The organism is Flavobacterium sp. IMCC34518, assembly GCF_027111095.2.
Lineage (GTDB): Bacteria > Bacteroidota > Bacteroidia > Flavobacteriales > Flavobacteriaceae > Flavobacterium > Flavobacterium praedii.
The window spans coordinates 2,709,382-2,731,228 of the sequence record NZ_CP114284.2; the positions used below are offsets into that span (position 1 = coordinate 2,709,382).

Annotated in this window: 19 protein-coding genes and 4 tRNA genes; 22 read left to right on the plus strand and 1 reads right to left on the minus strand. The window is 34.1% G+C overall.

What is annotated here, in order from left to right; genetic code table 11:
- Positions 1-16: 16 nt before the first annotated feature.
- Complete coding sequence (locus OZP06_RS11470) at positions 17-1,288, plus strand: DUF2851 family protein (RefSeq protein ID WP_269221966.1); 1,272 nt, start codon at positions 17-19, stop codon at positions 1,286-1,288.
- Between the two features lie 121 nt (positions 1,289-1,409).
- Complete coding sequence (locus OZP06_RS11475) at positions 1,410-1,637, plus strand: PspC family transcriptional regulator (protein WP_077370815.1); 228 nt, start codon at positions 1,410-1,412, stop codon at positions 1,635-1,637.
- Positions 1,638-1,709: 72 nt separating this feature from the next.
- Here OZP06_RS11475 and OZP06_RS11480 read toward each other — a convergent pair whose 3' ends face one another.
- Entirely contained in the window at positions 1,710-3,353 is a 1,644-nt protein-coding gene (locus OZP06_RS11480; RefSeq protein WP_281237737.1) for an amino acid permease, read from the minus strand.
- A gap of 241 nt (positions 3,354-3,594) precedes the next feature.
- On the opposite strand from OZP06_RS11480, the gene OZP06_RS11485 reads away from it, so the two are divergent.
- The 20 genes from OZP06_RS11485 (at position 3,595) to OZP06_RS11580 (ending at position 21,842) form a co-directional block, all read left to right on the plus strand.
- On the plus strand, positions 3,595-4,479 hold the full coding sequence (locus OZP06_RS11485) for a helix-hairpin-helix domain-containing protein (protein ID WP_269221967.1): 885 nt from the start codon (positions 3,595-3,597) through the stop codon (positions 4,477-4,479).
- Between the two features lie 17 nt (positions 4,480-4,496).
- Positions 4,497-5,636: an acyl-CoA dehydrogenase family protein gene (locus OZP06_RS11490; protein WP_281324516.1), complete on the plus strand. Its 1,140-nt coding sequence runs from the start codon at positions 4,497-4,499 to the stop codon at positions 5,634-5,636.
- 261 nt (positions 5,637-5,897) lie between these two features.
- Positions 5,898-6,095, plus strand: a complete 198-nt coding sequence (gene rpsU / locus OZP06_RS11495; protein WP_024982054.1) for a 30S ribosomal protein S21 — start codon at positions 5,898-5,900, stop codon at positions 6,093-6,095.
- A gap of 70 nt (positions 6,096-6,165) precedes the next feature.
- Complete coding sequence (locus tag OZP06_RS11500) at positions 6,166-7,065, plus strand: tyrosine-type recombinase/integrase (RefSeq protein WP_281323744.1); 900 nt, start codon at positions 6,166-6,168, stop codon at positions 7,063-7,065.
- Between the two features lie 33 nt (positions 7,066-7,098).
- Positions 7,099-7,401, plus strand: a complete 303-nt coding sequence (raiA, locus tag OZP06_RS11505; protein WP_269221968.1) for a ribosome-associated translation inhibitor RaiA — start codon at positions 7,099-7,101, stop codon at positions 7,399-7,401.
- 89 nt (positions 7,402-7,490) lie between these two features.
- Positions 7,491-7,564, plus strand: a tRNA-Thr gene (locus OZP06_RS11510).
- Positions 7,565-7,620: 56 nt separating this feature from the next.
- Positions 7,621-7,701, plus strand: a tRNA-Tyr gene (locus OZP06_RS11515).
- Between the two features lie 85 nt (positions 7,702-7,786).
- Positions 7,787-7,858: transfer RNA gene (locus OZP06_RS11520), tRNA-Thr, on the plus strand.
- A gap of 53 nt (positions 7,859-7,911) precedes the next feature.
- Positions 7,912-9,099, plus strand: a complete 1,188-nt coding sequence (gene tuf, locus OZP06_RS11525; RefSeq protein ID WP_269221969.1) for an elongation factor Tu — start codon at positions 7,912-7,914, stop codon at positions 9,097-9,099.
- Between the two features lie 57 nt (positions 9,100-9,156).
- A tRNA-Trp gene (locus OZP06_RS11530) sits at positions 9,157-9,227 on the plus strand.
- An 18-nt stretch (positions 9,228-9,245) separates the two neighbouring features.
- Positions 9,246-9,443, plus strand: a complete 198-nt coding sequence (gene secE, locus OZP06_RS11535) for a preprotein translocase subunit SecE (protein WP_269221970.1) — start codon at positions 9,246-9,248, stop codon at positions 9,441-9,443.
- A gap of 9 nt (positions 9,444-9,452) precedes the next feature.
- Positions 9,453-10,004, plus strand: a complete 552-nt coding sequence (nusG, locus tag OZP06_RS11540; RefSeq protein ID WP_269221971.1) for a transcription termination/antitermination protein NusG — start codon at positions 9,453-9,455, stop codon at positions 10,002-10,004.
- A 67-nt stretch (positions 10,005-10,071) separates the two neighbouring features.
- Complete coding sequence (rplK, locus tag OZP06_RS11545) at positions 10,072-10,509, plus strand: 50S ribosomal protein L11 (RefSeq protein ID WP_035639405.1); 438 nt, start codon at positions 10,072-10,074, stop codon at positions 10,507-10,509.
- Between the two features lie 13 nt (positions 10,510-10,522).
- A complete protein-coding gene (gene rplA / locus OZP06_RS11550; protein ID WP_039111376.1) occupies positions 10,523-11,212 on the plus strand; it encodes a 50S ribosomal protein L1 in 690 nt (229 codons plus the stop codon).
- Positions 11,213-11,234: 22 nt separating this feature from the next.
- Positions 11,235-11,735, plus strand: a complete 501-nt coding sequence (gene rplJ / locus OZP06_RS11555) for a 50S ribosomal protein L10 (protein ID WP_269221972.1) — start codon at positions 11,235-11,237, stop codon at positions 11,733-11,735.
- 94 nt (positions 11,736-11,829) lie between these two features.
- The gene (gene rplL, locus OZP06_RS11560) at positions 11,830-12,198 is read left to right on the plus strand and encodes a 50S ribosomal protein L7/L12 (protein WP_077370834.1); all 369 of its coding nucleotides are present in this window, start codon (positions 11,830-11,832) and stop codon (positions 12,196-12,198) included.
- Positions 12,199-12,467: 269 nt separating this feature from the next.
- The gene (gene rpoB / locus OZP06_RS11565; protein WP_269221973.1) at positions 12,468-16,280 is read left to right on the plus strand and encodes a DNA-directed RNA polymerase subunit beta; all 3,813 of its coding nucleotides are present in this window, start codon (positions 12,468-12,470) and stop codon (positions 16,278-16,280) included.
- 302 nt (positions 16,281-16,582) lie between these two features.
- The gene (gene rpoC / locus OZP06_RS11570; protein ID WP_269221974.1) at positions 16,583-20,893 is read left to right on the plus strand and encodes a DNA-directed RNA polymerase subunit beta'; all 4,311 of its coding nucleotides are present in this window, start codon (positions 16,583-16,585) and stop codon (positions 20,891-20,893) included.
- 66 nt (positions 20,894-20,959) lie between these two features.
- Complete coding sequence (locus OZP06_RS11575) at positions 20,960-21,271, plus strand: DUF3467 domain-containing protein (protein ID WP_269221975.1); 312 nt, start codon at positions 20,960-20,962, stop codon at positions 21,269-21,271.
- A gap of 208 nt (positions 21,272-21,479) precedes the next feature.
- The gene (locus OZP06_RS11580; RefSeq protein WP_269221976.1) at positions 21,480-21,842 is read left to right on the plus strand and encodes a hypothetical protein; all 363 of its coding nucleotides are present in this window, start codon (positions 21,480-21,482) and stop codon (positions 21,840-21,842) included.
- The last annotated feature ends 5 nt before the right edge of the window (positions 21,843-21,847 follow it).

The window sequence follows — 21,847 nt, forward strand, 5'->3', positions numbered from 1 at the left end:
CAAACAAATCTGAATTATGAAAGAAGATTTTCTACATTACCTTTGGAAGTATAAAAAATTTGATACGCTACATCTTAAAACACACAATCAAGAAGATATCACGATTTGTAATGTTGGACAATTTTTGCAATTGGCTGGTCCTGATTTTTTCAATGCTCAAATTATTATTGGTAATCAAAAATGGGCTGGAAATGTAGAAATTCATATAAAATCTTCCGATTGGTATTTGCATCATCACGAGAAAGATGCTGGTTATGAAAATATAATTTTGCATGTGGTTTGGGAACATGATTCTGAAATTTACAGAAGTAATAATACCGAAATTCCTGTTCTCGAGTTAAAAAAGTATGTAAGCGCAGATATTTTAAACAATTATAAAAAATTGTTGCAACCAAAATCGTGGATTTTTTGTGAAAAGCAATTGAAAGAAATTCCTCAATTTACATTCCTAAATTGGCAAGAACGATTGTTTTTTGAGCGATTGGAAAGGAAATCAATACCTATTTTTGAATTGTTAGTATCAACCAATAACGATTGGGAAGCTGTTTTGTTTTGTCTTTTGGCTAAAAGCTTTGGTTTAAATACCAATGGCGATATTTTTCTAAAAATTGCTCAATCTATTCCATTTTCAGTCATTCGAAAGGAATGTTTTGAAGTAGAGAATCTCGAAGCTTTACTTTTCGGTTCTGCAGGATTATTGGATGCTGAAAAAGAAGATAACTATTTCAAAGATTTGAAATTCAGGTATTTTTATTTGCTCCATAAATACCAATTAGACAAATGTTGTATCGAACCTGTACAGTTTTTTAAACATCGCCCTGATAATTTTCCAACAATTCGGTTGTCTCAGTTGGCTAATTTGTACCACAAACATCAAAATTTATTTTCAAAAATAAGTAGCTTGAATGCTATCAATGCAATTTATGATTTTTTTTGCATTTCGGTCTCTCCTTATTGGCAAACTCATTATCAATTCGATAAAGAAAGTCCCAAGAAAAAGAAAATCTTGTCCAAATCTTTTCTGGATTTAATTGTTTTGAATACGATTATTCCGCTTCAATTTGCTTATGCCAAAAGTCAAGGAAAGGAGGCTTCGGAGGATTTAATTACTATTTTAAATGAAATTGATCCTGAGAAAAATTCAATAATAGATAAATTTGGTTCCTTTGGGATAAAAGCTAAAAATGCATTTGAAACACAATCATTATTGCAGCTCAAAAATGAATATTGCAATAAAAATAAATGTCTGGATTGTGCTATCGGAATGGAACTGCTGAAAAATAATTAGTCAGTGACTTTTGAAGTTTTTTAAATCAGTTTTATGAACTTTTTTGGATATTGATTGTTGGTATTGAAAGATTCTTTAATTTTGCTCAGAGCTAATAACTCATAACTCATAACTAAAAAAAATGCGTGCAGTAATACGATTAAAGTTTTTTCTTGAAAAATATGGTTTTCATGTCTCTTCTCGTTTGGCTGATAAATTAGGAATGAGGGTGACAAGTGTGCGTTTGTTTTTTATCTATATTTCTTTTGTCACGGCAGGATTGGGTTTTGGAGTTTATCTTACATTGGCTTTCTGGATTCGGCTTAAAGATTTAGTTAGAGCAAAACGTACTTCTGTTTTTGATTTATAGAAATGAGAAAGCATAAAAAAAGGGATTTTAAAGTGGTTAAGCTTTAAAATCCCTTTTTTTTATTTAAATTATTTATGAGTCTTTAGATTTTTTGAAGCTGTACGAGTATATAAATACATGTATTGCTGCAAATACTAATGAGAAGTAAAATAAGAAATCTTCGTGTATATTAGGATCTAAGTGATTTATGAATGCAACAATAACTAAGGCAAGTACCATTCCTAATCCTGAGCCAGCAACTGTTTTGTAGCTTTTTAAACTAAAATTACCTTTGTTTAAAACACTATTTTTCATTCCGTAAAACAAATATAAATCAAATCCAACCATCATCCATGCTATTAATCGAATCCAAGTGTCTAATGGTAAAAATACCATCATAAACAAACATACTAAAACACCAGCTATAGGAACGTATGGTACAAATGGTGTTCTAAAGGCTCTTGGAGCTTCAGGCATTTTTTTACGCATAATTAATACTCCAATACATACTAATATAAAAGCGAATAAAGTACCTATACTTGTCATTTCACCAACAACTCTCGCTGGAACGAATGCAGCAAAAAGACTGACAATTACCATAAAAAGCAAATTGTTTTTGGCTGGAGTTCTGAATTTTGAATGAACTTCGGAGAAAACTTTTGGCATTAAACCATCTTTACTCATAGAGAAAAACACTCTACTTTGTCCCATTAACATCACTAAGATTACAGAAGAATATCCTCCTAAAATTGCTAATATTATTGCGTTGTTTAACCATGGATAGGCAGGAGTTATTAATCCATTGGCTCCCATTGGTCCCATTGCATCAACTGCTATTGCTACAGGTGCGATACCATCTTTACCAGCAAAGGCTTGATAGTTTACAACTCCTGTCATTACGTGAGCAAAAAGGATATAAAGTATTGTACATATTGCTAACGATAAAAGAATTCCAATTGGCATATCTCTTTTTGGGTTTTTTGCTTCTTGTGCAGCTGTAGATACAGCGTCAAAACCAATATAAGCAAAAAACACGATCGCAGCTGCTCTAATAATACCTGAAAAACCAAATTCTCCAAACTTTCCTGTGTTTTCAGGGATGTATGGTGTATAGTTTTCAGGTCTAATATATTGCCATCCTACAGCAATAAAAACTAAAACTACAGTAACTTTTAATAATACAATAATTCCATTTACAAATGCAGATTCTTTGGTGCCTCTAATTAATATTAAAGACATTATCATGACGATTGCAACTGCTGGGATATTAATGATTCCTCCTTCAAATGGGGATAACATATAAGCTTCATTAAGATGTATGCCATAACCGCCTAAGAATTTGCCAAAATACCGCGACCAACTAATAGAAACTGTTGCGGCTCCTACTGCATATTCTAATACTAAATCCCAGCCAATTATCCATGCTACAAATTCTCCCATTGTGGCAAAGGAGTAGGTATAAGCACTACCCGCAACTGGTATCATTGAAGAAAATTCAGCATAGCATAAACCAGCGAAAATACAACCAAATGCAGCTACAAGAAAAGATATTGTTATAGCTGGCCCAGCATTCATTGATGCAGCTAGTCCAGTAATTGAAAATAATCCTGCTCCAATAATGGCACCAATCCCTAATGCAACCAAACCTGGGGCTGTTAAGGTTTTCTTTAATCCTTTTTCAGAATCAGCAGCTTCTGCTAGTAGTTGAGCTAATGGTTTTCTTTTCCAAATAGACATGGTTTTATGGTTTAAAAGTTATTAAGTGTCAAATGTATTGTTTTTTATAAAAAATAAAAATTATAATTTCATTTAACTAACAAAATTGTTGCAATTTTTATTTCAATAAAACGGTAATCATATTCGTTATACTATTTTAGTCTTCTCTTTAAAAAACTATTTTCTTACAAATTGATTTATTTGCGTATTTTTTTATATTTTTAAATTTCAAACAGTTTGTTCTAAAAGTTAATTTAGGATTATGAATATCAATTTTTTTAAACAATATTTAAAAATTTCAAGACATCAACGGTCTGGCGTCCTCTTTTTGTTCGGAATCATCATTATTTTGCAATTGATTTATTTTTTTGTGGATTTTAATACAATCAAAAAAATTAATCCAGACGAACATAAATGGCTTTCGCTTCAATCTGAAATAGATGCAGGTAAATGGCAGAATCAAAACAGTTCTCCCCGAATTTTTCCTTTTAATCCTAATTTTATAACCGATTATAAAGGGTATAAATTAGGAATGTCTGTTCTGGAAATCGATAGACTTCTTGCCTTTAGGAAAGAAAATAAGTTTGTAAATTCTGCCAACGAGTTTCAAAACGTGACAAAAGTTTCAGATTCACTATTGAATGCCATTGCTCCCTATTTCAAATTTCCAGATTGGGTGAATCGTAATAAACAGGCTAAAGGTGTTAAATATGCTTCTAATTATACTTTTTCCAAAAAAGAAAAAATAGTTCTAATAGATATCAATCAAGCTTCTAAAGAAGATTTAATCAAAATTAATGGGATAGGCGAGGCAATCTCTATTCGAATTTTAACACAAAAAGAAAAATTAGGTGGTTTTGTGTCGATGGAACAGCTCAAAGAGGTTTGGGGATTGCCTCCAGAAGTAATTCTGAATTTAAATACTCACTTTGTCATCTCAAAACCCACAACTTTGCATAAAATAAATATTAATAATGCATCATTAAAGGAACTTTCTCAGTTTTTTTATTTCAAATATGATTTAGCAAAACAAATTGTAAAATATAGAAGTATGTATGGTGATTTTAAAAATATTGAGGATTTGATAAAAATTAACGGCTTTCCTGTTGAAAAAGCAAATTATATTGCCTTATATTTGGACTTTTAACATGAAAGATATTTATGATGAATTTTGATTACAACGAAACACAATCTTTAATAGCGCAATCTATAAAAGATTTTGCCGAAAAAAATATAAGACCTTTTATAATGGAATGGGATGAAGCTCAAATTTTTCCAATTCCACTTTTCAAAAAACTTGGTGAAATGGGATTTATGGGGATTCTCGTTCCAACCGAATTGGGAGGATCTGGATTGGGTTACCATGAATACATTACAATTGTAGAAGAAATCTCCAAAGTCGATCCGTCTATTGGATTATCGGTTGCAGCTCATAATTCTTTATGTACCAACCATATTCTTACCTTTGGAAATGAAGAGCAAAAGAAAAAATGGATTCCCAAATTGGCAACTGGCGAGCATATAGGTGCGTGGGGATTAACCGAGCACAATACGGGATCGGATGCCGGCGGAATGAACACAACTGCTGTTCGTGATGGTGATTTTTGGGTGGTCAATGGAGCTAAAAACTTTATCACTCATGCTATTTCTGGCGATATTGCCGTAGTGATTGTACGTACCGGTGAAAAAGGAGATTCAAAAGGAATGACAGCATTTGTTTTTGAAAAAGGTATGCCAGGATTTACTTCCGGTAAAAAAGAAAATAAATTAGGAATGCGTGCTAGCGAAACAGCAGAATTAATTTTTGATAACTGCCGAATTCCAGATGCAAATAGGCTTGGAGAAGTGGGGCAGGGATTTATTCAAGCCATGAAAATTCTAGATGGAGGAAGAATCTCTATCGGAGCATTGTCTTTGGGAATTGCAAAAGGAGCTTACGAAGCAGCTTTGAAATATTCAAAAGAAAGACATCAGTTTGGACAGCCAATTTCCGAATTTCAAGGAATCTCTTTTAAATTGGCCGATATGGCTACAGAAATTGAAGCATCAGAGTTATTGCTGCACAAAGCCGCTTTTCTTAAAGAGCAACACAGGCCTGTAACTCAATTAGGAGCAATGGCCAAAATGTATTCCTCTGAAGTTTGCGTAAAAGTGGCAAACGATGCCGTTCAAATTCATGGTGGTTATGGATATACCAAAGATTATCCTGTTGAAAAATTCTATAGAGATTCAAAATTATGTACTATAGGCGAAGGAACCACCGAAATTCAAAAAGTAGTAATATCCAGAAATTTATTGAAATAAACATTTTGGGCGTGTCACCATAGTAAGTAAGGGGCTGATGTAGTTTGTGCTCATTCGCCCCTTACTTAATCTGCTGTCAGGCTGTTTGCGCTACTTCGGTAGCTAGCGTCCATCCTTCACGCGAGACCAAGACCATTTGGAAATCATATACAGTCTGGTTTGCTAGTAGAAAATAAATTCAGAAAATATTTTTAAAAAAAGCATTCTAGATTCAAAATAATGTTTACTTTTGCGCACTTAACGAAAGGGGGTGATAAAATTATGTTAATTATACCAATTAAAGACGGAGAAAATATCGATAGAGCACTTAAGCGCTACAAAAGAAAATTCGATAAAACTGGAACTGTAAGACAACTAAGAGCACGTACTGCTTTTATAAAACCATCAGTTATCAATAGAATGAAATTTCAAAAAGCTGCTTATATTCAAAACATGAAAGATGGTTTAGAAAATATCTAGTCGAATTCTATTAAAATAAATGTACCGTTAGTAATTAAAGTTTCTTAACTTTGATGCTAACGGTTTTTTTATGGCTACAAATAATAAAGATGCATTTAGTGATTATCTGCAATTCGAAAAAAAATACTCTCCACATACCATCAAGGCATATTTAAATGATATAACATACTTCGAGTCATTTAATAAGCAATATTTTGAACAAGATTCTATTGAAAATGTCAATTACAGTCAAATCAGAAGTTGGATTGTTTCGCTTGTAGAAGATGGTGTTTCAAATAGTACCGTAAATAGAAAGATAGCTTCTTTAAGAGCTTTTAATAAATTCCTTTTAAAAACAAAACAAATCAATGGTAACCCGTTATTGAAACACCGGGCTTTAAAAGTAGAAAAGAAACTTCAGATTCCTTTTTCTGAAAAAGAACTCGTAGAGGCGTTGTCTCAAAATTCAAACTCCGAAGGTTTTAAACAAATAAGGGATAAACTCATAGTAGAACTGTTTTATTCTTCAGGGATGCGAAGAGCAGAGCTGATCCAATTGAAGCTTTCTAATGTAAATTTGGCTACTAATACATTAAAAGTTTTAGGAAAAAGGAATAAGGAACGGATTTTGCCCATTTTACCTATAGTGCTAGAGCAGTTGTTGTTGTATATAAAGGAGCGCTCAATGTTAGAAGAAATGGTTGATGGAGATTATTTGTTTCTCACAAAAAAAGGGTTAAAATTAAATGATTCTTTTGTGTATCGATTAATAAATTCATACTTTAGTACTGTCTCCGAGAAAGTAAAAAAAAGTCCTCATATATTACGACATACGTTTGCGACTCACTTATTAAATAACGGGGCTGATTTAAATTCAGTTAAGGAGTTGTTAGGACATTCCAGTTTGGCATCTACTCAAATATATACGCATAGTAGTTTAGCAGAGCTCAAAAAGGTATATAAAGATGCGCATCCTAGGGGTGAAAAATGATTCTGAAATGTTTAACCATTAAAAAGATTGATTATGAAGGTAAATGTTCATGCGGTTAACTTTACAGTTGACAAAAAGCTGGTGGATTTCGTTCAAGAGAGAATGGACAAATTAGAAAAGTATTATGACAAAGTGGTCTCTTCGGATGTTTTTATGAAGGTGGAAAAGACAAGTGAAAAGGAAAATAAGATTGTCGAAATAAAGATTAATGTTCCTGGAGATGATTTTTTAGTAAAAAAACAATGCAAAACCTTTGAAGAAGCTGTTGAGCAATCTGCAGAATCATTAGAACGATTGCTAGTAAAACGTAAAGAAAAGTTAAGAACGCATATTTAATTAAAATTTTTTCGAAAAAATGTTTTGATTAAAAGATAAAATCTATACATTTGCAGTCCGTTAGAAATAGCGGACTTTTTTTTGATATTGCCAGCGTAGCTCAGTTGGCTAGAGCAGCTGATTTGTAATCAGCAGGTCGTGGGTTCGAGTCCCTCCGCCGGCTCTAAATTATGACTTCCAAAGCGTTTGGAATTAGTTCTTTTGTAATATTGGAATAATGGGGAGATACTCAAGCGGCCAACGAGGGCAGACTGTAAATCTGCTGTGTGAACTTCGCAGGTTCGAATCCTGCTCTCCCCACAAGAAAGAAGTTGAGATTTCAGAATGTAGATTTCGGGTTTTAAATCTAAAATCTATTATCGCAAATCTAAAATCAGAACTCTCTGCCGACTTAGCTCAGAGGTAGAGTGCTTCCTTGGTAAGGAAGAGGTCACGGGTTCAATTCCCGTAGTTGGCTCAAGTAAGTAGGAAATTGAAATAAATATATAAACTAGATTAAAATTAAGTAAAATGGCAAAAGAAACCTTTAACCGTTCGAAACCACACTTAAATATTGGTACGATCGGACACGTAGATCACGGTAAAACTACTTTAACAGCAGCAATCACAAAAGTGTTATCTGATGCTGGTTACTGTCAAGCAAAATCATTTGATCAAATTGATAATGCTCCTGAAGAAAAAGAAAGAGGTATTACAATTAATACATCACACGTTGAGTATGAAACTGCTAACCGTCACTACGCACACGTTGACTGTCCAGGTCACGCGGATTACGTAAAAAACATGGTTACTGGTGCTGCTCAAATGGACGGTGCTATCCTTGTTGTAGCTGCAACTGATGGACCAATGCCACAAACACGTGAGCACATCCTTTTAGGTCGCCAAGTAGGTATTCCTAGAATGGTAGTTTTCATGAACAAAGTGGATATGGTTGATGATGCTGAGTTGTTAGAACTTGTTGAAATGGAAATTAGAGACTTATTGTCTTTCTATGAATATGATGGAGATAATTGTCCAGTTGTTCAAGGGTCTGCTCTTGGAGGATTGAATAATGATCCTGTTTGGGTTCCTAAAATTATTGAATTGATGGAAGCTGTTGATGCTTGGATCGAGGAGCCAGTACGTGATACTGAGAAACCTTTCTTGATGCCAGTTGAAGACGTATTTACAATTACAGGTCGTGGAACTGTTGCTACAGGTCGTATCGAAACTGGTATTGCTAATACTGGAGATCCAGTTGAAATCATCGGTATGGGAGCTGAAAAATTAACTTCTACTATTACTGGAGTTGAAATGTTCCGTAAAATCCTTGATAGAGGTGAAGCAGGAGATAACGTAGGTTTATTATTAAGAGGTATTGATAAAGAATCTATCAAAAGAGGAATGGTTATCATTAAGCCAGGATCTGTTAAACCACACGCTACTTTCAAAGCTGAGGTGTATATCTTGAAAAAAGAAGAAGGTGGACGTCATACTCCATTCCATAATAACTACCGTCCACAGTTCTACGTACGTACAACTGACGTAACAGGAGTTATTACTTTACCAGAAGGAGTAGAGATGGTAATGCCAGGTGACAACTTAACTATCAATGTTACTTTGTTAAGCCCAATCGCAATGAGCGTAGGTTTACGTTTTGCTATCCGTGAAGGTGGTAGAACTGTAGGTGCAGGTCAGGTAACTGAAATTGTAGCTTAATTCTAAAATAAGAATGCTAAACCAGTGTCGTTTAGTCGACACTGGTTTTTATTAACTACGGGCGTAGTTCAAGGGTAGAATAGCGGTCTCCAAAACCGTTGATGGGGGTTCGAATCCCTCCGCCCGTGCAAAATAAACTAATCACTATGACAAAAGTTGTTAATTACATATCAGAATCATTTGAAGAATTAAAATCAAATGTAACTTGGCCTGATTGGGCTGAAGTTCAGCGCCTTACGATCGTTGTTGCTGTTTTTTCAGTGGTATTCGCTTTAGCAACATGGGGAGTAGATGAGGTATTTGCAAAAACATTAGCTGTGTTTTTTAACTGGATAAAAGCATAATTTTTTGTAATGGCAGATAATAATATAAAAAAGTGGTATGTCGTTCGTGCAGTAAGCGGACAAGAGAATAAAGTGAAAGCTTATATCGAAACAGAAATAGCTCGTTTAGGAATGAGTGATTATGTTTCGCAAGTTCTTGTGCCTACTGAAAAGGTAGTTACTGTAAAAGAAGGTAAAAAATTATCTAAGGATAAAGTTTACTTTCCGGGATATGTTATGTTGGAAGCCAATCTAGTTGGTGAGATTCCTCATATTATTAAGTCTATTACAAGTGTTATTGGATTCTTAGGGGAGACTAAAGGTGGAGAGCCTGTTCCTTTGAGGATTTCTGAGGTTAATAGAATGCTAGGTAAAGTGGATGAGTTGGCTGTAAATACAGATACTCGTTCTATTCCTTTCAATTTAGGAGAAACTATTAAAGTGATCGATGGTCCTTTTAATGGATTTAACGGTACGGTTGAGAAAATTAATGAAGAAAAGCGTAAACTTGAAGTAATGGTGAAAATTTTCGGAAGAAAAACACCTTTAGAATTAAGCTTTATGCAAGTTGAAAAAGTATAATTTTTGTTACATCTATAATATCCACTTCAATCGCTTCCAATGATTGTCGTGTTAAATTTTTTAAAAAATGGCTAAAGAAATTAGTAAGGTAGTTAAACTACAAGTTAAGGGAGGTGCTGCGAACCCGTCGCCACCGGTTGGACCTGCTTTAGGAGCTGCTGGGGTAAACATCATGGAGTTCTGTAAGCAATTTAATGCTAGAACACAAGATAAACCCGGCAAAATATGCCCAGTACAAATTACTGTGTATAAAGACAAATCATTTGATTTTGTTGTAAAAACTCCTCCAGCGGCTGTCCAGTTATTGGAAGCTGCAAAGCTAAAGTCAGGATCTGGTGAACCAAATCGTAAAAAAGTAGCAAGCGTTACTTGGGATGTTATCAAAGCAATTGCTGAAGATAAAATGGTAGATTTAAATGCATTCACAATCGAATCTGCTATGAGCATGATTGCTGGAACAGCTAGATCTATGGGTATAACTGTATCAGGAGATTCTCCTTTTTAATTAAGAGAAAGACATGGCAAAATTGACAAAAAAGCAAAAAGAGGCTGCTTCAAAAATTGAAAAGAATAAACTATACTCTTTGAAAGATGCAGCTGCATTAATTAAAGTTATAGCTTCTGCAAAATTTGATGAGTCTGTTGATATCGCAGTTAGATTGGGTGTAGATCCAAGAAAAGCGAATCAAATGGTAAGAGGTGTTGTAACATTACCTCATGGTACTGGTAAAGACGTTAAAGTATTGGCATTGGTTACTCCAGACAAAGAAGCGGAAGCTTTAGCAGCTGGTGCAGACTATGTAGGTCTTGATGACTATTTACAAAAAATAAAAGACGGTTGGACAGATGTTGATGTGATCATCACTATGCCTGCTGTAATGGGTAAATTAGGTCCATTAGGTCGTATTTTAGGACCTAGAGGTTTAATGCCAAACCCTAAAACAGGTACTGTAACTATGGATGTTGCAAAAGCTGTTCAAGAAGTGAAAGCTGGTAAAATTGACTTTAAAGTTGATAAAACTGGTATCGTTCATGCAGGAATTGGTAAAGTTTCTTTTGGAGCTGAGCAAATTTATGACAATGCACACGAAATTATTCAAACATTAATCAAACTTAAACCAACTGCTGCTAAAGGTACCTATATTAAAGGTATTCACCTTACAAGCACTATGAGTCCTGCAATTGCATTGGACCCTAAAGCAGTATAATTGGTAGTTAATAATTTTTAGTATGACTAGAGAAGAAAAATCAATCGCGATTAAAGATTTAACTGCGCAGTTAGCTGGTACAAATATTGTTTATGTATCTGATATTTCTGGACTGAACGCAGAAACTACTTCAAACTTGAGAAGAGCTTGCTTTAAAGCAGGTATAAAATTAGAAGTAGTTAAAAATACTTTGCTTGCAAAAGCAATGGAAGCTTCTGATAAAGATTTTGGTGAATTGCCAACTGTATTGGCTGGAAATTCTGCAATCTTTATTGCGGATGTTGCAAATGCACCTGGAAAAATCATTAAAGATTTTAGAAAAAAATCGGATAAGCCTGTATTAAAAGGAGCTTATATCAATTCTGAAATTTACATTGGTGATAACCAATTAGAAGCATTAGCTACTATTAAATCTAAAGAAGAGCTTATCGGCGAAATCATTGGATTATTGCAATCACCAGCTCAAAGAGTTATTTCTGCTTTACAAAATCAATTCGCAGGTAGCGAAGAGGTTGAAGCATAATACTCAGAATAGGGAATTTTATTTCCTTATTGCTTAAAATAGCGCACAATAAATAAATTATATTTTTACAAATCATTTTAAAACGATAGAAAAAATGGCAGATTTGAAACAATTCGCAGAACAATTAGTTAATTTAACTGTAAAAGAAGTTAACGAATTAGCAACAATATTAAAAGATGAGTACGGAATCGAACCAGCTGCTGCAGCTGTAGTAGTTTCAGGTGGTGGAGAAGCTGCTGCTGAAGAAGCTCAAACAGAATTTACAGTTGTATTGAAAGAAGCTGGTGCTTCTAAATTAGCTGTAGTGAAATTAGTTAAAGAACTTACTGGTTTAGGTTTGAAAGAAGCTAAAGATGTAGTTGATAGCGCTCCAAGTAACGTTAAAGAAGGTGTAACTAAAGAAGAGGCTGAAGGTCTTAAAAAATCTTTAGAAGAAGCTGGAGCTGTTGTTGAGTTAAAATAACTCTTACATAGTTTAGAATTCGGTTTAGGTCTTGAGTTTAGTCACTCAATGACCTAAACCATTTTTCGTATAATAAAATTATAACAAGTTTTATTATAATAATAGTTTAAAATACGAAAAAGTTTTTGATCAATACGAAGAAAAAAAATTGAACTGAATTTTACCTATTCATTTTTAAAGATGTATTGATTATAAAAAGAAAGGTATCAATTAAACATTGTGTTTTTACACAAAAAACTACTTTTTTTTAATCAAAATTTTGTCCATTGATGATAACAAATCAGACTGAAAGATTGAATTTTGCCTCTACAAAAAATATTCCTGACTATCCAGATTTTCTAGATGTTCAGGTAAAATCGTTTAAAGATTTTTTTCAACTAGAAACTAAATCAGACGAAAGAGGCGACGAAGGGTTATACAACACCTTCATGGAAAACTTTCCAATTACAGATACAAGAAATAACTTTGTATTGGAATTCCTAGATTACTTTGTAGATCCACCACGTTACACTATTCAAGAATGTATAGAAAGAGGTCTTACTTATAGTGTGCCTTTAAAAGCAAGGTTGAAACTATATTGTACCGATCCTGAACACGAAGATTTTGAAACTATTGTGCAAGATGTATATCTTGGAACAATACCTTATATGACACCAAGTGGTACTTTTGTTATCAATGGAGCTGAGCGAGTTGTGGTTTCACAATTACACCGTTCTCCTGGTGTTTTCTTTGGACAGTCATTCCATGCAAATGGAACAAAATTATATTCTGCAAGAGTAATTCCTTTTAAAGGATCTTGGATAGAATTTTCTACCGATATTAATAGCGTAATGTATGCTTATATCGACAGAAAGAAAAAATTACCTGTTACTACTTTATTCCGTGCAATTGGATTCGAAAGAGACAAGGATATCCTTGAAATCTTTGACCTTGCGGAAGAAATTAAAGTTTCTAAAACAGGACTTAAAAAATATATTGGTAGAAAATTAGCTGCTCGTGTTTTGAACACTTGGCATGAAGATTTCGTTGATGAGGATACTGGCGAAGTTGTTTCTATTGAACGTAACGAGATAATCCTTGATAGAGATACCATTATCGACAAAGATAATGTGGAAGAAATCATTGACTCTAACGTTAAATCTATTTTGTTGCATAAAGAAGATAATAATCTAGTTGATTATTCTATCATTCACAATACGTTACAAAAAGATCCAACAAACTCTGAAAAAGAAGCTGTTGAGCATATCTACAGACAATTGCGTAACGCAGAACCGCCTGATGAAGAAACTGCTCGTGGTATTATAGATAAATTGTTCTTCTCAGACCAACGTTACAACTTAGGTGAAGTAGGTCGTTATAGAATTAATAAAAAACTTGGTCTTGATACTCCAATGGAAAAGCAAGTGCTTACCAAAGAAGATATCATTACTATTGTTAAGTATTTGATTGAATTGATCAACTCTAAAGCTGAGATTGATGATATTGATCACTTATCAAACCGTCGTGTTAGAACAGTTGGAGAACAATTGTCTCAACAATTCGGTGTTGGTTTAGCACGTATGGCTAGAACCATTAGAGAGCGTATGAACGTTAGAGATAACGAGGTGTTTACACCAATAGATTTGATTAATGCTAAAACATTATCATCTGTTATCAACTCTTTCTTTGGAACAAATCAGTTGTCTCAATTTATGGATCAAACTAATCCATTAGCTGAGATTACGCACAAAAGAAGATTATCAGCACTTGGACCTGGTGGACTTTCAAGAGAAAGAGCTGGATTTGAGGTTCGTGACGTTCACTATACGCACTACGGACGTTTATGTCCAATTGAAACTCCTGAGGGACCAAACATTGGTTTGATTTCTTCTCTTGGTGTTTATGCTAAAGTAAACGGAATGGGTTTCATTGAAACACCTTACCGTAAAGTAAATAATGGTGTGGTAGATTTAGATGCTACTCCGATTTATTTAAGTGCAGAGGAAGAAGAAGGAATGTTAATTGCCCAAGCAAACATTAAAATGGATGCTACAGGTAAAATCACTGCCGAAAACGTAATTGCACGTCAAGAAGGTGATTTCCCAGTAATTGATCCTTCTCAAGTACATTATACAGACGTTGCTCCAAATCAAATTGCTTCGATTTCGGCTTCTTTGATTCCTTTCTTGGAACATGATGATGCGAATAGAGCGTTGATGGGATCTAACATGATGCGTCAGGCCGTACCATTAATTCGTCCTGAAGCACCGATTGTTGGAACTGGTTTAGAGCGTCAAGTGGCTTCAGATTCTAGAGTATTGATAAATGCTGAAGGAAATGGAGTTGTAGAATATGTTGATGCTAATATTATCACTATCAAATACGATCGTTCTGAGGAAGAAAGAATGGTTAGTTTTGAATCTGATGATAAAACATACAACTTAATCAAATTTAGAAAAACCAATCAAGGAACAAGTATCAACCTTAAACCTATCGTAAGAAAAGGAGACAGAGTGATTCCTGGTCAAGTATTGTCTGAAGGATATGCTACTCAAAATGGTGAATTAGCATTGGGTAGAAACCTTAAAGTGGCGTTTATGCCATGGAAAGGATACAACTTCGAGGATGCGATTGTTATTTCTGAGAAAGTAGTTCGTGACGATATTTTTACCTCTATTCACGTGGATGATTATTCATTGGAAGTTAGAGATACTAAATTAGGAAACGAAGAATTAACGAATGATATACCAAACGTTTCTGAAGAAGCTACTAAAGATTTGGATGAAAATGGTATGATTAGAATTGGAGCCGAGGTTAAACCTGGTGATATTCTTATCGGTAAAATTACTCCAAAAGGAGAATCAGATCCTACTCCAGAAGAGAAATTGCTTCGTGCAATCTTTGGGGATAAAGCAGGTGATGTAAAAGACGCTTCATTAAAAGCTTCTCCTTCTTTACACGGTGTAGTTTTAGATAAAAAATTATTTGCAAGAGCGGTTAAAGACAAACGTAAACGTACTCAGGACAAAGATGCTTTAGGAGCGCTTGAAATGGAGTTTGAAGTGAAGTTTGTTGAGCTTAAAGATAAATTGATTGAGAAACTTTTCAATATTGTAAATGGAAAAACTTCTCAGGGTGTAATGAATGATTTGGGTGAAGAGGTTTTACCAAAAGGTAAAAAATATACTCAAAAAATGCTTTATGCTGTTGAAGATTTTGCACACTTAAGTAAGGGTCAATGGGTTGCTGATGATGCAACTAATACAATGGTTAATGATTTAATTCATAACTATAAAATTAAATTGAACGATTTACAAGGGGCTTTACGTAGAGAGAAATTCACTATCACGGTTGGTGATGAATTGCCATCTGGAATCTTGAAATTGGCTAAAGTATATATCGCTAAGAAACGTAAGTTGAAAGTGGGGGATAAAATGGCAGGACGTCACGGTAACAAAGGTATTGTTGCTCGTATTGTTCGTCATGAAGATATGCCTTTCTTGGAAGACGGAACGCCAGTTGATATTGTGTTGAATCCACTTGGGGTACCTTCACGTATGAACATTGGACAAATTTATGAAACGGTTTTAGGTTGGGCTGGTATGAATTTGGGTAGAAAATTTGCTACTCCAATTTTTGACGGAGCTTCTCTTGATCAAATCAACGAATTGACTGATGAAGCTGGAGTACCACGTTTTGGACATACACACCTTTATGATGGTGGTACTGGAGAGCGTTTCCATCAAGCAGCAACTGTAGGTGTAATCTATATGTTAAAATTAGGTCACATGGTTGATGATAAGATGCACGCACGTTCTATCGGACCATACTCGTTGATTACACAACAACCACTTGGAGGTAAAGCTCAATTTGGAGGTCAACGTTTTGGAGAGATGGAGGTTTGGGCACTTGAAGCTTATGGAGCATCTAGTACACTTAGAGAAATCTTGACGGTTAAATCTGATGATGTTATTGGTAGAGCCAAAACTTACGAAGCTATCGTAAAAGGGGAGTCTATGCCAGAACCAGGATTGCCAGAATCATTCAATGTATTAATGCATGAATTGAAAGGTTTAGGATTAGATATTCGTTTAGAAGAATAAATAAATTTTTGTAGTACTCAGTTTTCAGGTAGCAATATCTGAAAACTGTTTACTCATTTATAAGAGTTTTTAGGATTTAGGCCCGTAACCCGTTCCGATTTTTTATAAAATTTCAAAAAATTTTATAACTAGCACTTCAAAATATGTTTGAAGTTTAGAGAAGTAATCCGAGGTAGTGTTTAAGTCGAAAGTTTAAAAGCCCAAAGTCTAATGTCATTCATGACTATAAAAACTTTAAGGCATTTGATAATAGACTAAAATAAAATCAATTTTTAATTGCAAATAAATCAATAGTAAAAACTATGATGAATAATAGAAATAATAATAAAGATAAGAATCCTGTAAAAAGATTTGATAAAATTTCAATAGGATTAGCTTCTCCAGAATCAATCTTGAAAGAATCTAGAGGAGAGGTTTTAAAACCTGAAACTATCAATTACAGAACTCACAAACCAGAGCGCGATGGTCTTTTCTGTGAAAGAATTTTTGGTCCAGTTAAAGATTTTGAATGTGCTTGTGGTAAATATAAAAGAATACGTTACAAAGGGATCATTTGTGACCGTTGTGGTGTTGAAGTTACTGAGAAAAAAGTACGTAGAGATAGAGTAGGACACATCAACCTTGTTGTGCCAATTGCTCATATCTGGTATTTCCGTTCTCTTCCTAATAAAATTGGTTATATCCTTGGTCTTCCATCTAAGAAATTAGATATGATTATTTATTACGAAAGATACGTAGTAATCCAAGCGGGTATTGCTAAAAATGCAGATGGAGAATCTATCCAAAGATTAGATTTCTTGACAGAAGAAGAATATTTGAATATTCTAGATACTCTTCCTGCAGACAATCAATATTTAGATGATTTTGATCCTAATAAATTTGTTGCCAAAATGGGAGCAGAGTGTATTATGGATTTATTGGCTCGTATTAATCTTGACGAATTGTCATATGATTTAAGACACAAAGCAAATAACGAAACATCAAAACAACGTAAAACAGAGGCTTTAAAAAGACTACAAGTTGTAGAATCTTTCCGTGAGTCTACTTTGAACAGAGAGAATCGTCCTGAATGGATGATTATGAAAGTGATTCCAGTTATTCCACCGGAATTGCGTCCTCTTGTGCCTCTTGATGGAGGTCGTTTTGCAACTTCAGATTTGAATGATTTATACCGTCGTGTTATCATCCGTAATAACCGTTTGAAAAGATTAATCGAGATTAAAGCTCCAGAAGTAATCCTTCGTAACGAAAAACGTATGTTGCAAGAATCTGTAGATTCACTTTTCGATAATACTCGTAAAGCATCTGCAGTAAAAACAGAATCAAACAGACCTTTAAAATCATTATCTGATTCCCTTAAAGGTAAACAAGGACGTTTCCGTCAAAACTTACTTGGAAAACGTGTGGATTATTCTGCTCGTTCGGTAATTGTTGTTGGACCTGAATTGAAATTGTTTGAATGTGGTTTGCCAAAAGATATGGCAGCTGAATTATACAAACCTTTTGTTATCCGTAAATTGATAGAAAGAGGAATTGTAAAAACAGTAAAATCTGCTAAGAAAATAATTGATAAAAAAGAACCGGTTGTATGGGATATCCTTGAAAATGTAATTAAAGGACATCCAGTATTATTGAACCGTGCTCCTACTTTGCACCGTTTAGGTATTCAGGCTTTTCAACCAAAATTAATTGAAGGAAAAGCAATCCAATTGCACCCTTTAGTTTGTACGGCGTTTAATGCGGATTTTGATGGGGATCAAATGGCGGTTCACTTACCATTAGGGCCAGAGGCTATTTTGGAAGCTCAATTGTTAATGTTGGCTTCTCACAATATTTTGAACCCTGCAAATGGTGCTCCAATCACGGTACCTTCTCAAGACATGGTACTTGGTCTTTACTATATGACCAAAGAACGTTTGTCAACTCCTGAGAAAACTATTTTAGGACAAGGAATTACATTTTATTCTGCAGAAGAAGTTAATATTGCTTTGAATGAAGGTCGTTTAGAATTAAACGCTCAAGTAAAAATTAGAGCAAAAGATTTTAATGATGCTGGAGAATTAGTGTATCAAATTATACAAACAACTGCTGGACGTGTATTATTTAATGAAGTAGTACCTGAAGCAGCTGGGTATATCAATGATGTATTGACTAAGAAAAACTTAAGAGATATTATCGGACACGTATTGAGTTCGACTGATGTGCCTACAACAGCAGCTTTCTTGGACAATATGAAAGATATGGGGTATAAATTTGCATTCAAAGGAGGATTATCATTCTCTCTTGGCGATATTAGAATCCCAGAACAAAAACCAAAATTAATTGCAGATGCCAGAGAGCAAGTTGAAGGTATTTCTGCAAATTATAATATGGGTCTTATTACCAATAACGAGCGTTACAACCAAGTTATTGATGTTTGGACTTCAGCAAATGCTCAATTGACAGAATTAGCAATGAAAAACATTAGAGAAGACCAACAAGGTTTCAACTCTGTGTATATGATGCTTGATTCTGGAGCGAGGGGTTCCAAAGAACAAATTCGTCAGTTAACTGGTATGCGTGGTTTGATGGCTAAGCCAAAAAAATCTACTGCTGGTGGTGGTGAAATTATTGAAAACCCGATTCTTTCTAACTTTAAGGAAGGTCTTTCGATCCTTGAGTACTTTATCTCTACTCACGGTGCTCGTAAAGGTCTTGCGGATACGGCTTTGAAAACGGCCGATGCTGGATACTTAACAAGAAGATTACATGACGTATCTCAAGATGTTATTGTTAATATCGAAGATTGTGGTACTCTTAGAGGTATTGAAGTTTCTGCTTTGAAGAAAAACGAGGAAATCGTTGAATCATTAGGTGAAAGAATCTTAGGACGTGTTGCATTACAAGACGTAATAAATCCTTTGACAAGTGAGATTTTAGTTCATGCTGGTGAGCAAATCACAGAAGCATTAGTTAAAGGTATCGAAGCTTCTCCAGTGGAGAAAGTTGAAGTACGTTCACCATTGGTTTGTGAAGCTACTAAAGGTATTTGTGCTAAATGTTACGGTAGAAACTTAGCTACTGGTAAAATGACGCAAAGAGGAGAGGCAGTTGGTGTAATTGCAGCACAATCTATTGGGGAACCAGGTACACAGTTAACATTACGTACTTTCCACGTTGGAGGGGTTGCGGGTGGTATTTCTGAAGAATCTAGTATTATTACTCGTTTTGCAGGTAAACTAGAAATCGAAGATTTAAAAACGGTTAAAGGTGAGGATAGCGAAGGAAATTCAGTTGATATTGTAGTTTCTCGTTCTACTGAATTGAAATTGATTGATGAAAAAACAGGTATTTTATTAAGTACAAACAACATTCCTTATGGATCTAGTATTTTTGTAGCAGATGGTCAATCCGTTGCAAAAGAAACTGTAATTTGTAAATGGGATCCATATAATGGAGTTATTGTTTCTGAGTTTACCGGTAAAATTGCTTATGAAGATTTAGAGCAAGGACAATCGTTCATGGTTGAAATTGATGAGCAAACTGGTTTCCAAGAAAAAGTAATCTCTGAGTCAAGAAACAAAAAATTAATTCCTACTTTATTAGTTTATGGTAAAGAAGGTGAATTGATTCGTTCTTATAACTTACCAGTTGGAGCCCACTTGATGGTTGAAAACGGTGAAAAAATTAAAGCAGGTAAAGTTTTAGTTAAAATTCCTCGTCGTTCTTCTAAATCTGGGGATATTACAGGAGGTTTGCCAAGAATTACGGAGTTGTTAGAGGCTCGTAATCCTTCGAATCCAGCTGTAGTTTCTGAGATTGATGGTGTTGTTTCTTTTGGAAAAATCAAAAGAGGTAATCGCGAGATTGTTATTGAATCTAAATTTGGTGATATTAGAAAATACTTGGTAAAATTATCAAGTCAAATTCTAGTTCAAGAAAATGACTTTGTAAGAGCTGGTGTACCTTTGTCTGATGGAGCTATTACTCCTGATGATATTTTAAGAATTCAAGGGCCTGCTGCTGTTCAACAGTACTTGGTAAATGAAATTCAAGAAGTATATCGTTTACAAGGGGTGAAAATTAATGATAAGCATTTTGAGGTAGTTATTCGTCAAATGATGCGTAAAGTAAGAGTTCAAGATCCAGGAGATACATTGTTCTTAGAAGATCAATTAATTCATACAAAAGACTTTATTGTTCAGAATGATAATCTTTATGGTATGAAAGTTGTTGAAGATGCTGGAGATTCGAGTGCTTTAAAAGCAGGGCAAATTATTACTCCACGTCAATTGCGTGATGAGAATTCATTACTAAAACGTACTGATAAAAACCTTGTTGTTGCTCGTGATGTTATTACAGCAACTGCTACTCCTGTTTTACAAGGTATTACAAGAGCTTCGCTTCAAACTAAATCATTTATTTCTGCTGCTTCTTTCCAAGAAACTACAAAAGTATTAAACGAAGCTGCTGTTGCAGGTAAAGTTGATTACTTAGAAGGTTTAAAAGAAAATGTAATTGTAGGACATAGAATCCCAGCCGGAACCGGTATGAGAGAATATGACAATGCAATTGTAGGTTCGAGAGAAGATTATAATGATATGATGGCAAATAAAGAAGAGTATATTTATTAATTCTTTTACTCAACAATGCTCTCTCTGCTAGTTGTAGAGAGAGAATTGTTGAAAAAAATAAATTTTATGAGCAATTCTAAACAACAACAAGAGCAGATTAATATTGAATTAGATGAAAAAATAGCGGAAGGAATTTATTCTAATTTGGCCATTATAAATCATTCTTCATCTGAATTTGTTTTAGATTTTGTATGCATTATGCCAGGTGTTCCAAAAGCAAAAGTGAAGTCTAGAATTGTATTGACTCCGCAACACGCAAAAAGGTTGCTTAAAGCAATAGGAGAAAATATTCATCGTTTTGAAATTTCACACGGTGAAATTAAAGATACAGAACAACCTCCAATTCCATTAAACTTTGGTCCAACTGGTCAAGCATAATTCTATTTAAAGACTCCCATAAAAGGGAGTCTTTTTTTTTAACTTATTTCTAAATTGTTATTTTTATTTTAAATTATTAAGCAAAAGTATCTTAAAAATGTATTTAAACGGTTTTTGGTGTTTTTTGTCGACTATATTTTAGCTTAGTGTTACGTTAAGTTAGTTTTGTTCCCTGTAAATGTGTTCTAAATCAATACAAAAGGAATAAATGAATAGAGTTAGTGTTTTATTGACAATCTATAGTGAAAAAAAGTATTTTTTTATTGCTTTTTTGTTTCTTACTTTTTTTAATGCATTTGCTCAAAATGAGACTACTTCAAAATCCTCAGATTTGATACCAATTTATCAAGAAAGCATTGCTATTGATGAATCTCCCATTAAGGTTTCTACTTCTAATATTAATTCAAATGTTAATTTTATTCTATGGTTCATGGGGACTAAAGAAGATGTAAATAGTAAAATATCTAACGATTCTTCTACTAAAAAGAGTTTTTTGACATCCGGTAGAGAGCCTAATCATTTATTATTGAAAACGCTTCTTAAAAAAGCGATAAATACTAAAACTTGCTAGAATTT

What these genes read in the sequence shown, in the direction of transcription:
- OZP06_RS11470 (WP_269221966.1), top strand. Translation starts at nt 17, where the DNA reads ATGAAAGAAGATTTTCTACATTACCTTTGGAAGTATAAAAAATTTGAT.
- OZP06_RS11475 (WP_077370815.1), top strand. Translation starts at nt 1,410, where the DNA reads ATGCGTGCAGTAATACGATTAAAGTTTTTTCTTGAAAAATATGGTTTT.
- OZP06_RS11480 (WP_281237737.1), bottom strand. Translation starts at nt 3,353, where the DNA reads ATGTCTATTTGGAAAAGAAAACCATTAGCTCAACTACTAGCAGAAGCT.
- OZP06_RS11485 (WP_269221967.1), top strand. Translation starts at nt 3,595, where the DNA reads ATGAATATCAATTTTTTTAAACAATATTTAAAAATTTCAAGACATCAA.
- OZP06_RS11490 (WP_281324516.1), top strand. Translation starts at nt 4,497, where the DNA reads ATGAATTTTGATTACAACGAAACACAATCTTTAATAGCGCAATCTATA.
- rpsU (WP_024982054.1), top strand. Translation starts at nt 5,898, where the DNA reads ATGTTAATTATACCAATTAAAGACGGAGAAAATATCGATAGAGCACTT.
- OZP06_RS11500 (WP_281323744.1), top strand. Translation starts at nt 6,166, where the DNA reads ATGGCTACAAATAATAAAGATGCATTTAGTGATTATCTGCAATTCGAA.
- raiA (WP_269221968.1), top strand. Translation starts at nt 7,099, where the DNA reads ATGAAGGTAAATGTTCATGCGGTTAACTTTACAGTTGACAAAAAGCTG.
- tuf (WP_269221969.1), top strand. Translation starts at nt 7,912, where the DNA reads ATGGCAAAAGAAACCTTTAACCGTTCGAAACCACACTTAAATATTGGT.
- secE (WP_269221970.1), top strand. Translation starts at nt 9,246, where the DNA reads ATGACAAAAGTTGTTAATTACATATCAGAATCATTTGAAGAATTAAAA.
- nusG (WP_269221971.1), top strand. Translation starts at nt 9,453, where the DNA reads ATGGCAGATAATAATATAAAAAAGTGGTATGTCGTTCGTGCAGTAAGC.
- rplK (WP_035639405.1), top strand. Translation starts at nt 10,072, where the DNA reads ATGGCTAAAGAAATTAGTAAGGTAGTTAAACTACAAGTTAAGGGAGGT.
- rplA (WP_039111376.1), top strand. Translation starts at nt 10,523, where the DNA reads ATGGCAAAATTGACAAAAAAGCAAAAAGAGGCTGCTTCAAAAATTGAA.
- rplJ (WP_269221972.1), top strand. Translation starts at nt 11,235, where the DNA reads ATGACTAGAGAAGAAAAATCAATCGCGATTAAAGATTTAACTGCGCAG.
- rplL (WP_077370834.1), top strand. Translation starts at nt 11,830, where the DNA reads ATGGCAGATTTGAAACAATTCGCAGAACAATTAGTTAATTTAACTGTA.
- rpoB (WP_269221973.1), top strand. Translation starts at nt 12,468, where the DNA reads ATGATAACAAATCAGACTGAAAGATTGAATTTTGCCTCTACAAAAAAT.
- rpoC (WP_269221974.1), top strand. Translation starts at nt 16,583, where the DNA reads ATGATGAATAATAGAAATAATAATAAAGATAAGAATCCTGTAAAAAGA.
- OZP06_RS11575 (WP_269221975.1), top strand. Translation starts at nt 20,960, where the DNA reads ATGAGCAATTCTAAACAACAACAAGAGCAGATTAATATTGAATTAGAT.
- OZP06_RS11580 (WP_269221976.1), top strand. Translation starts at nt 21,480, where the DNA reads ATGAATAGAGTTAGTGTTTTATTGACAATCTATAGTGAAAAAAAGTAT.